The sequence below is a fragment of the Victivallis sp. genome (genome assembly GCF_048170485.1).
Classification (GTDB): domain Bacteria; phylum Verrucomicrobiota; class Lentisphaeria; order Victivallales; family Victivallaceae; genus Victivallis.
In genome coordinates, this window is record NZ_DBEXAY010000042.1 from 1 (window position 1) to 10,967 (window position 10,967).

Sequence of the window (10,967 nt, forward strand, 5' to 3'; positions counted from 1 at the left end):
TCAATTTTTTTTGAAAACATATCAGATCAGGCGAAGGACGGATGAAGATTCAGGAGATTGCGAAAAAGGCGAACGTTTCCACCGCAACGGTGTCGCGGGTGTTCAGCAACCACCCGAACATCCGGGAGGAACTGCGGGAACGGGTCCTTGCGGTGGCCCGGGAAACCGGCTACCACCCCCGGCTCTCCCAGAAGCAGCAGAATGTCATCGTCATCAGTCCCTTCCGGGAGATCTACCCCATCCGGAGCTACGTCGAAATGGTGACCTCGGAACTTGCGCTGACGCTGTCGGCGCGCGGCTACCGCATCGAAATGCTCCCGCAGGACAACCTCCGCCAGCTGGAGCATCTCCGCTTCTGCGGAGCGGTTTCCATCGGCATCGACGCGGAAAAGTTCGGGAACTGGGAGGAGCGTTTCGCCGCACCGCTCGTCATCATCGACCGCGACGTGCCTCCGGGAAACGGCGAAATCTATTCGGTCCGCTCCGATGAAACCCAGGCGATGCATCTGGGCGTCGACTGCCTCGCCCGGCACGGCTGCCGCAAGGTCGGCGTCCTCATCTACGGCGAGGCTGGGATCGGCAACACCGGACTCCGCCGCGAAGCCGTGCTGCACGCCCTGCGCCGTCACCAGCTTCCGATCTCGGAGCGGCTGGTGCGTTTCGCCCTCGCCGACTCCTACATGGAGGAGATCGGCAAGCTCCTGAAACTCGGCATCGACGGGCTCTTCTGCCCCGGCGGAAACGCCGGAATCATCGCGGCTTACGTGCTCTCGCTCTACAACCGGCGCATTCCGGACGACATCTCGCTGGTCGCCTCCGAGCGGAGCATGTACTCCCGCTACGCCATTCCGCCGCAGACCACGATCACGCAGGACTACGCCGCGCAGGCCGCTGCCGTCGCCGATCTGCTCGACGCCCGGCTGCGCGGCGACGCCTTCCCCCGCCACACGGTCATTCCCTACCGGCTCCTCGAACGGGACAGCGTGCGGGAGGCCGCCGCCGGAATGGATGCCCGCCCCTGACGCACCGGCAGTTCACCGCAGCGCGGCGCTCCGGAACTCCGTGGGGGTGCAGCCGACCTGTTTCCGGAAGCAGGAGGAAAAATAGTTGCTGTCGGCAAATCCGACCGCGCGGGCGACTGCGGAAACCGGCATCGGCGAATTCAACAGCAGCCGCCGCGCATTATTGATCCGCAGTGCATTCAGGAAGCGCATCGGCGACTGCCCCGTCCCCCGGATGAACAACCGGTGAAGCGTGCTCACCGAAAGAAAGGCGTAATCGGCAAGCGCCGCAAGCGTGATCTCATGCATGTAGTGCTGCTCCATGTAGCTGAGAATTTTCTCCAGTACGACCGATTCCGGCCGTCCGGCCCGCGGCCCGAGGGAGGAAAAATAGTCGGCGAGCTGGAAAACGATCTCCATGAAGCGGGCGACACCGAGGAAGTGGCGTCCAGGCAGGTCGGATTCCAGAATGTCATGAAGCTGATCGAGTTTCAACGAAATCGCCGCCAGTTCCGGCTCGTCGAGCAGCAGATGCTCCGTGGGTTCCTCATGCAGGAACAGCGCCCGGTATCCGGAATTGGTTTCAATATCGTGCAGCGGCAAAACCGCCGGATCGTAAAGGATGTTGTAGATGTGAAAATCCTCCACCTGCTCATATCCGTGCAACGTGCCGGGTTCGACGGCGAACACCTCCCCCTGGGAAACCCGTGTACAGGAGTCTCCCACCCGGTGCAGACAGCTGCCGGAAGCGACCACAACCAGTTCCGTGAAGTCATGTTGATGAAGCGGTTCCGCCATCCGGTGGTGGCTGCTGATGCAGCGCAGCGCAATCTTCTCTTCGAAGAACTCCCGGCGGGAGCGGAACGGCTTACGCGTCCGCACCCGGGTAGTCCGTCGTCTGGTATACAACGCCATGGCCATTCCCCCACGCGCTCTGCTGCGGCGGAATCACCGGACGGGGCGTTTTTCAAGCCGGTGGTCCTTTTCCGGCAATCGTTTGCCCCCGGTCCGTTTTCTGCCGCAGTTGCTTTTTCAAACTCTTTTTGACAAAAAAATACAGCCAAATGAACATTTTTTCAAGGTATTTCTTCCGGATTCATCTATATTATCCATAGAGAAACCAACTGACGGAAAGGATTTGACGATGGCTAGATCAACAAATTTCATCCCCGCCGCCTCCCCCCTGCCCGGACTCAGGAGCCGTATGTGTTTTACTTTGATTGAACTCCTCATTGTAATTGCGATCATTGCAATTCTCGCCGCCATGCTGCTGCCGGCGCTGAACGCGGCAAGGGAGAGGTCGAAAGCGATCAGCTGCGCCAATACTTTAAGCTCCTTCGGAAAGTTTTCTCTCTTTTATCAAAGCGATTATGACGGCTGGTGCCCCGCGATAAACACGGTGGGGGATCTATCCAGTCTGCGCTGGGTTTTTCAGCTGCGCCCGTACGCAAAGTTGAGTGCGGATGATGTGTATTTCTGGCCGAACAGCCTGATCTGCCCCAATGCCTCTCTGGCACGCGCCACCACATCGCCCAGCTACCCGGGCTGCTCTTATCTGTCGAATTCCTACGGACTCAACCGGGAAGGTCTGCCCAGTCATGCGGAACACAGCAACGGTGTATACCGGGGAGTGCGCAACACCCAGCTGAACCGCCCCTCCTCCAAACTTCAATTCGCGGACGGAACGGACTGGATGATCTGCTATGAACGCGCCAACAAGTTGATCTATTACGATGTTTACGGAGAATCCTACGCCGCCTCCTACAACAATATGCCGGCCTACCGCCATTCCAGCCGGTTGAATGCGGTCTTCTTCGACGGCCATGTCGCCGCCCCCTCCTACGGGGAACTCTGGGATGGAACAAGTACGGAAACGAGCCGCAATTACAAGGAAAAATGGAATCTGAAACAGAAATAAATCCCGGAACAAAAATGAAGAGCAAGGCCCTTTTTCTGAACATCGTGCTCCTGTCCCTCTCGTTGCTGCCGCTCCATGCATCTGCGGATTTCACCAGAAACGTGAAAATTTCTCCCGACGGCAGTTTCACTCTCGACGGTCGATACCGCTTTTCTCTGATCCGCTACGATCTGAAATGGAGACCGATCCGCCAGGTCAGGGTGAAACCGGATCATGGGTATCCTCGATCGGAAGAGACGCAGTTCTCACTGCGGGGAGAGTTCAGCCGCTTCCGGATTTCCGAAATCATCCGAATGCAGCAGAAGACGACAGCGCGGTTCCGCTGGGAAACCAGCCTGACCGCAGAAAAGGAAACCATCCCATGCCGACTGCTGTTCCTGGGGACAGATCTGCCGCTCAACCGGAAAATAGAATTGCGGATTGACGGGAAACCGGTAACCATGCCGCCGGACTGCAAAAAAAAAAATGTGTTCAGCGGCCAAGCCCGGCTGGTGGAAGTAAAGGATCCCCACGGCGTTTTTACTGTCGCCGGAAACTTTTACCTGTACTGCACCGGGAAATTTCTTCAGGGAGAAGACGAGTACTACCAGCTTCGCTTTCTGCCGGCAGAACAGCACCCGGAGCAGGTGAAAAAATGGCATCTCTCACTGGATTTCCAATATGAGTTTGCCCGGAACGATCTCAAATCCATCCCGCTGGATCTCTCCGGAATTTTCAACCGGAGCTTTCGCGACGACAGCGCAGTTCCCGGCTGGACCGGACAGGGAAAAGATATGGATCTCCGCGCCCTGCAAACCGGAGAACACAACTTCTACAGCGTTCGAATCAACACACTCTCCCCGGAACAAAATGGCGGGAAATCCTGTCTTATCCTCGGTCAGACCTTCGAACCGAAGTCTGCCGAGGTGGATTTTGCCCGCCTTCCGACCGGAATGACCTACCTCTATCTCTTTCACGCCTCGGCCTGGACGCCGGTGAACAGCAAACCGGTCGGATTTCTCGTCCTCCGGTATGCGGACGGGCGTTCCGAGAAAATCGCAGTCGCCGCCGGTCGCGACTGCGGGAACTGGTATCGTCCCGCCGGAGAGAGCAATGCCCATCTGGTCTGGACTGGAAAGGTGCCTTCTGCCGAGGTTGGTCTATATCTCTCCGCTTTTCGGCTGAAAGGAGAGCTGGCCGGCCTGAAATTTCTCCCGGCTTCCGGAAATACGCTCTGGATGATCGCCGGAGCCTCGCTCGCGGATGGACTTGCCCGTTACCCGGTCGAAGAGGAATTCGTTGTCCGGCAGGGACCGGACTGGTTGCCGATCCATTTTTCAGGGACGACGGCAGAGGGCTCGCCGCTGGACTTTTCCATTTTCCGCGAGCGGCCCGCCGGGAAATACGGCCATATCATCGCCGATGCGAACGGCCATTTCGTCTTCGAGAAAGCCCCGGCAAAACGGATTCGCCTGCTGGGCCCGAATCTTGTCGGCAGTGCCAACTTCCCGGACCGCCCGGAAACTGAGCAGTTCATCCGGAACGCGGAACGCCTCGGATACAACACCGTCCGGCTTCACCATTTTGAGGAAGGGATCCTGAAGCGCGATGCCGCAGACAGTCTTTCCATCGATCCCGGACAGTTGAAGAAATTTCACTTCCTGATCGCACGGCTGAAGGAACATGGATTTTACGTATGTCTCGATCTCTATGCCAGCCGGAAACTGAAAGCCGGCGATCAAATTCCTGAATTCGACAACACCGGTGAATTCAGCATGAAAAATCTGATTCCCGTCAGTCCGGCCGCCATGCGGAACTGGAAGACGTTTGCCCGGAAAATCCTCACCGCAAAAAACCCGTATACCGGCCTCACTCTCGCCGAAGATCCGGTCCTCTATTCGGTAAACCTGGTAAATGAAAATGCTCTGATCGGCGTCTGGAACAGTGGCAGGACTTCACTCGGCGCACGAAAGATCTACCTGCAGAAATTCGAAGAATACCTGCAGGCCGGGCAGTTGACCCCCGACGAAAAACAACTTACCCGCAACGGCATCTTCATCGAATTTCTCAATGCGCTGCAGAGCCGGTGCATTCAGGAACAGATGCGGTTTTTAAAAGAGGAAATCGGCCTAAAAGCGTTGATTACCGATCTGAACAACTATATTCCATTCACGCTGACAGGCCTCCGCTCCGGTCTCGACCATGTGGATAATCACCTCTATTGGGATCATCCGCAATTCCCCGGGAAGCGCTGGGGCATTCCCTTTGTGTTTCACAACCGCTCCGCCATCAGTGTCGATGCCGCCATGCCGCGGGAAATCATGGCAACCCGTGTATTCGGCAAGCCGTTCACCGTAACGGAATTTAATTTCTGTGTTCCCAACACCTGGCGGGTCGAGTGCCCGGCCCTCTTCGGCGGATATGCCGGGCTGCAGGACTGGGACGGTCTCTATCGATTCGCCTGGTCCCACGGAATCAACGGCATGAGATCGAGCAACCGCCCCCTGAATCATTTTGACATCGCCAACAACATTCAGGCGCAGATGGCCGAACGCATTCTCTACATGCTGTTTATCCGGGGCGATGTCAAGGCGGCAGCAGACGCCTACGCCTTTACATTCAGCCCGGAACAGCTGCGGTCGTTGAAGGGGAACAGTCGTGCCGGTGATTATCCGGCGAGGTTCCAGAAGCTCGGTCTCTTCGACCGCATCGGCTCACTGACCGAACAGCAACAGATCCCCGGCGTAAAAAAGGTCCATCCTCTCCGGGAAGGCTGGGATCAGGAGCTTTCCCGCAAAGCACGTCAGGCGCTGGACTCTTTGCGGGAAACGGGCAGCATCACCTCCTCCACCGGAGAGATCACCTTGAACCGGATGGATAAATCTCTGCGGGTCATTACATTGCGGAGTGAAGTTCTGACCGGTTCCGGCACGCAGAAGGGAGCCGTTATTGCCTCCGCAAAATTGAGTAACTTTCAGACCGTTGCCCTGATGTCGCTGGATGGGAAAAGTCTCACGGAAAGCGAGCGACTTCTGCTGATACAGCTGACCGATCTCTCCAATAACGGTCTGCGCTTTGAAGACAAAAGCAGGCGTGTCCTGCTCAGCTGGGGAGCTCTCCCCCAGATGCTTGAGCGCGGAACGGCGGAGATTACGCTCCATTTGCCGCATCCAATGAAAATCCGCCCTCTGGAACTGGATGGGACGGTGTCACAGAAAGAACTTCCGGCAGAATTCAGCAATGGGAAACTGCGCTTTCACATTGCAACGGATTTTCTGCCCGGTGGAACGCTCGCCTCCCTGCTGATCCGCGAAAAAAACAAGGCAACAGGCCGTTAGCGGCAACGCCCGGGTGAAGGCCCTTTGACGCACTCCGGCAAAACAGCCGGCACACTCCGCGGAACTTTCATGAGAGAATGGATCTCCTGCGACAAAAGAGATTTGTATTTCCTCCGGATCATGATATGTTAATTAAAATATATCCACTTAGTTGAGAACAAAGAGGATTTCATCATGTATCCGGTTCCGATTACTTACCTGTTTGATTTCGAGTTCAGCACGGAAAAAATGCGTCCCTATATCATGGCGGAGTTCGCCGCCAACGGCGCCCGCCACCTGGTGCTCACCGATGTGCTCATCAGCCAGTGCATGCAGAATCCGCGCCTGAAAAATCAGCTCAAAGAGGAGATTGCTCAGGCCGGCTTGACCTTCGTCGACGCGCATGCGCCGTTCGGAACCAATGAGGACCTCAATGTACCCGATCCCAGCTTGCGCGGCGCAATGCTCGACCGGCTGAAACTCGCTCTCCGCATCACGGCGGAATTCGGCGTCGACAGCATCACCATCCACACCGGCAATGCCGTCAAGGAGTGGCGGGGCTACACCCTTCAACAGCTCCACGACGCCCTTCTTGCTTCGCTGGAGGTTCTGCTGCCGGTCGCGGAGGAGCTCGGCATCACCATCGCCATCGAAAACATCTGGTTCGCCAACAACACGCCGGAGAAACTGCTCGACGCGGTCCATCACTTCCGTTCCCCGAACCTCGGCATCTGCTACGACTCCGGCCATGCCAACTTGATGAAGTGCGACCGCGGATTCGGCGACGACTGCGCCCCGCTCAAGGCGTGGAAGGATTGGGCGCCGATCCAGTGGGATGACCACATTCTGGAAAAACTCCTCCCGGAAGTGACCACCTGCCACCTTCACGACAACCAGGGGCAGTATGACGAACACAAAACTCCGGGCAGCGGCACCATCGACTGGCCGCACATCGCCGGTCTGCTCAAAACCGCCCCCCGGCTGAAATGCATCCAGTGCGAAACGATTCCGGTGAGAACCCGCAGCAGCATCGCCGACATCTGCCGGGCCATGCAGCGCCTCTTCGAATAAGCGTTGCGTTGTTCCCGGCAGGGAACAATCCTGCTTGAACCCGCTTCCGCGTCGAAGCGATTCGCGCAGAGTGCGGGTTCCTTACCGTCGCAGGCGACCGGAACCTTCCCCTTGTTTCCCCAGACCATTCGCGCAATCGTGGAGAACAGGAACCTTTCCGTGCTCCATTTGCATCGCCCAAAGTCCGGCATTCCGAGGTGCAGGAGCTGCTGTACGAAGTCTCGCAGAAGGTTGGGCGCCATCCTTCCCGCAACTCCCATGGCTGCAGTTCTACATGAAACGGCAGATCCGGTTCCGTCGTTCGAGCAGTTCGCAAGTTAAGAAAATATGCCTCGTTCCCCAATATGCCCGAGAGGTACAGATCCCCCAGTAACTGCAGGGCGATGCTACATCCCACCAGATAAAATGCCCAGCCTATCCGCCCGAATCACCATTTTTTTGCAGCTGGCGGCAGATTTTCCGGCAGGATCAGTTCCCCGAACTCCAGCGAATTCTGCGTGCTGCCGATTCCCGAACTCCATTGCAGAAATCCAAGTCGTCCGGTCCCGTCATTCTGGTTGACCAGAATGGAGAATCCCAGGCGCATTCCCGGCCGCAGCGAAAACTGCGGGTGGATTGCCTCAACCGGAATTGCCGCTTCATAGAGAGTTTCGGTCCCCTCCCGGCGGATCTGTATCCGCACCCCGGCTGGAGCTTTGCCGACCCGATAGGCAGGAACGATATCTTCCGCGGGAAGCGTTCGGAAGCGGAACGCGGTCGGCGTCCCGTCAATCAGCCCGAAACCGAACTGCACAGTACGGACACTCCGACTGCCGTCGGAAAGATCAAAATCAACCTGAACACTGTCGCCTCTCCAGAGAGATTCCGCATTTTTTCCACCCTGCAGAACCTTGTCATGCACCCGCACCGCGAGATAGAGATGGCGCGTATCGGCGGCGACCGCATAACTGGCGGTCAGAGGATTCTCCGGATTTTCCGGCAGGTTGCTCCGATCGGGAATCTCCTGAAAGGAACCGGCCGGGAAACCGGTCAATTTTCCGTCAAGCAGCGGAGTTACAGCAGCAGCCGTGATCTTGTAAAGTTGACGGTTGACGGGAACGCCTTCCCGCAAACGAATGAAATTCAAGTGAGAAAGTTCAAATTCGCCGACAGTATTGTATTCATAAAAATGGAGTTCCAATTTCACCACATCGACAGGGCAACGCCATTCACAGCGGTAATTGTTCCACTGGTCGGAAAGTTTTTCCGAGAGCAGGTTGTGAGACAGGACACGCGTTTTTCCGCGCCGGTCCACGCCGATCGCCATGACTCGCAGAATCCCGGAACCTCTGGCCCGGAAATCGAGCAGATACCGCACCTCCGGTGTCACATTCAGGCGACGGCATGGAGTCAAGGCCCCGGTTGCCGCCCGATCAATCTTCATCGAGACACCGCCATCGGCAAACCGGACCCTTCCCTCGCCCCATTTCCGCCAGTTTTCCGCGGAGAACGGCGGCAGCAGAGAGACGCCGGGTGCCTGCTCCTCAATGATGTATTCCTGATAACGGACAACCGGCAGCCGCCGGTCCGGCAATTCCAGTTCTCCAGTCAGTTTCAGTGTGACAACGGAGTTGAGCAACTTCCGGCTGGTCAGCATCGAAATGCGCTTCCGTTCCCCGGGGCGGAGGCGGAACCGCATCGACGCTCCGTCGGAACGAGTCACGGAAAATGCTCCGCCGTGAACTCCGTCAGGCAGAATGACATCCATCTCAGTCGGCTCTCCGGGACGCAGATCACTGCGCGGAATCGAAACCTTCAGTTGCGCCAGTTCCCCCAGTGATTTCACGTCAATGCCAGTCAACATCACCGGTTCCCGACCGACTTCAACCGGAACAATCCGACCGGGAGCGGCAACTTCGGAGGCATTGTCCATAAGATCAATCACCTGACAGCGCTCCGTCAAGGCCGGCAGCAGCAGGGATTCCGGTTTTTCCGCCTGATTGCACAGGATAACCAGATATTCTCCCCCATTCTGTTCTGCCCGCGCAGGAGTGACAAAGCGGTAGAGAAAGAGTTCCAGGCTGTTTGACAGCCGGTGGTAACGTTCAAATTTCGCACCAGCGGTGCGGTTGATCAAAGTCTTCATTACGCTGAAGGTATATTTCGGCGTATTATCGGGACCGACAACGCCCCATTTCCGCCAGGTTCCACCGGTAATCACAAAGTTATACAGCCGCCGGAATCCCTGAGAATTGGCATAGAGTATATTGCGAAACAGCGTTTCCGCTGCACGCCGCCGGGAGGGTTCATCGACCTGCCCGAGCGGATTGCCGGCGTTCTCCATCTTGGATTCATTGCTGATCAGCGGAGCACCGGGCGCATATTGCCCGATGATCGCGATATCTGCGGCAATCCGTGCATCAGTAATATAGTGATCGGCATGAATATCCACATACCGGGCGATGCCGAGATTGAAAAGTCTGCGGCTGAATTCTTCCTGCCGGGGCCAGACGGTTTCCGCAACAATTTTTGCTTCCGGTCGAACCTTTTTGATCGCCTCCGCGGCGTCTTTCACCAGTTCAACATATTGTTTCGCATTGCCGCCCGGCCAGAATAGAGACTGTTCTGATACTTCGTTCCAGATTTCAAACTCTTTTACCCGATCTCCATACCGCCGGGCAACCAGAGAGCAGAATTCACGCCACTTTTCCCGGTCCGGCGGAGGAGCGAAGTAGTGTTCAGAAATATGACGATACTTCCGGCCGGGGAATTTCTGATCAATCAACCACTTCGGTGTCCCAAGCAGCGTCAGCTGCACCTGGATGCCGTTGGCGATCTGCGACTCGATCATCAAATCCCAAGGCTCCCAGAAATACCGATTTTCCTCCGGTTCGATAAAGTGCCAGCAGAGAGAATGAATCCGCTCATGCCGGATCTGAAGAATCTTCTGCCAACGGACGTATTCCGCGAATCGCTTCCGGCATGCCTCAAGGAATTTCACATCTCTCTCCGGCGGGAAATACAACCCGAGATCGAGTCCGGAAAACCCGATGAAACTCAACGCCACCTCCTCTTCCGTCAAGGGCGTAATTTCCCGAACTCCGGCAATCCGGGTTTCCGGAGACAGTCCCCCTGCCCCCATTGCCGCAGCCCTGACCCGGAAATGTCCGCTCCGCTTCTTCGGCACCGGGATCGCTGTTCTGGCAAAACCATCGACATCCGGTGCAAGCTTCACCTGACGCTTTTCGACGACATTGCCTCGATAGTCGACAAAACTCACCTCGGTACGGAATACTTTTCCCGGTTCAAGATTGTAAAATGCCAGACCGACCCGGGCCGGGTCCCCAACTCGATACACGGAGGAATTCAAAAAATTTTCATGCTCGCGGAACTCTCCGTAAGGAGCTGGACGTCGATCCGCGCTGAGCCGCGTCAGTTTCAGATAATCGAAATGGAATACTCGACCGTAAGTATTTCCACTGGTTTCCGTAAGTTCCAGAATATTTTCTCCTTTTTGAACAGGGAATGCAATTCTGACGATCAGCGGGGAACTGCGTCGGGCGAGAAATTGCTCAACATCATACGGTACCGCTTGAAATACCACACGATTTCCCGGTGCGGCAACACGCACTCCGGATTCCACCCAGGTCTGACCATCGATATCCATGTTCTCATTCGGAGAAATCCGGTGACTCTTATAAC

Annotated in this window: 7 protein-coding genes; 5 read left to right on the plus strand and 2 right to left on the minus strand. The window is 56.6% G+C overall.

All coding sequences use genetic code 11. The features are described 5' to 3' along the window. Positions 1–41: 41 nt before the first annotated feature. Positions 42–1,022 (plus strand): LacI family DNA-binding transcriptional regulator, encoded by a 981-nt coding sequence (locus tag ACMLHG_RS02240; RefSeq protein ID WP_417169406.1) that lies wholly within the window; start codon positions 42–44, stop codon positions 1,020–1,022. A 12-nt stretch (positions 1,023–1,034) separates the two neighbouring features. Here the strand turns inward: ACMLHG_RS02240 and ACMLHG_RS02245 are convergent, their stop codons facing one another. Beyond that, complete coding sequence (locus ACMLHG_RS02245; RefSeq protein ID WP_294434913.1) at positions 1,035–1,916, minus strand: helix-turn-helix domain-containing protein; 882 nt, start codon at positions 1,914–1,916, stop codon at positions 1,035–1,037. A gap of 229 nt (positions 1,917–2,145) precedes the next feature. Here ACMLHG_RS02245 and ACMLHG_RS02250 point away from each other — a divergent pair, with 229 nt between their 5' ends. The 3 genes from ACMLHG_RS02250 to ACMLHG_RS02260 all read left to right on the plus strand — a co-directional run bounded on the left by ACMLHG_RS02250 (position 2,146) and on the right by ACMLHG_RS02260 (position 7,286). Continuing rightward, on the plus strand, positions 2,146–2,919 hold the full coding sequence (locus ACMLHG_RS02250) for a prepilin-type N-terminal cleavage/methylation domain-containing protein (RefSeq protein ID WP_294434912.1): 774 nt from the start codon (positions 2,146–2,148) through the stop codon (positions 2,917–2,919). 14 nt (positions 2,920–2,933) lie between these two features. After that, positions 2,934–6,236: a hypothetical protein gene (locus ACMLHG_RS02255; protein ID WP_417169407.1), complete on the plus strand. Its 3,303-nt coding sequence runs from the start codon at positions 2,934–2,936 to the stop codon at positions 6,234–6,236. 174 nt (positions 6,237–6,410) lie between these two features. Continuing rightward, on the plus strand, positions 6,411–7,286 hold the full coding sequence (locus tag ACMLHG_RS02260) for a sugar phosphate isomerase/epimerase family protein (RefSeq protein ID WP_294434908.1): 876 nt from the start codon (positions 6,411–6,413) through the stop codon (positions 7,284–7,286). A 427-nt stretch (positions 7,287–7,713) separates the two neighbouring features. Here ACMLHG_RS02260 and ACMLHG_RS02265 read toward each other — a convergent pair whose 3' ends face one another. Further along, positions 7,714–10,623, minus strand: a complete 2,910-nt coding sequence (locus tag ACMLHG_RS02265; protein ID WP_417169408.1) for a sugar-binding protein — start codon at positions 10,621–10,623, stop codon at positions 7,714–7,716. A 21-nt stretch (positions 10,624–10,644) separates the two neighbouring features. Here ACMLHG_RS02265 and ACMLHG_RS02270 point away from each other — a divergent pair. Further along, a partial coding sequence (locus ACMLHG_RS02270) for a hypothetical protein (RefSeq protein ID WP_417169409.1) occupies positions 10,645–10,967 on the plus strand: 323 nt, incomplete at its 3' end.

What these genes read in the sequence shown, in the direction of transcription:
- ACMLHG_RS02240 (WP_417169406.1), top strand. Translation starts at nt 42, where the DNA reads ATGAAGATTCAGGAGATTGCGAAAAAGGCGAACGTTTCCACCGCAACG.
- ACMLHG_RS02260 (WP_294434908.1), top strand. Translation starts at nt 6,411, where the DNA reads ATGTATCCGGTTCCGATTACTTACCTGTTTGATTTCGAGTTCAGCACG.
- ACMLHG_RS02255 (WP_417169407.1), top strand. Translation starts at nt 2,934, where the DNA reads ATGAAGAGCAAGGCCCTTTTTCTGAACATCGTGCTCCTGTCCCTCTCG.
- ACMLHG_RS02245 (WP_294434913.1), bottom strand. Translation starts at nt 1,916, where the DNA reads ATGGCGTTGTATACCAGACGACGGACTACCCGGGTGCGGACGCGTAAG.
- ACMLHG_RS02250 (WP_294434912.1), top strand. Translation starts at nt 2,146, where the DNA reads ATGGCTAGATCAACAAATTTCATCCCCGCCGCCTCCCCCCTGCCCGGA.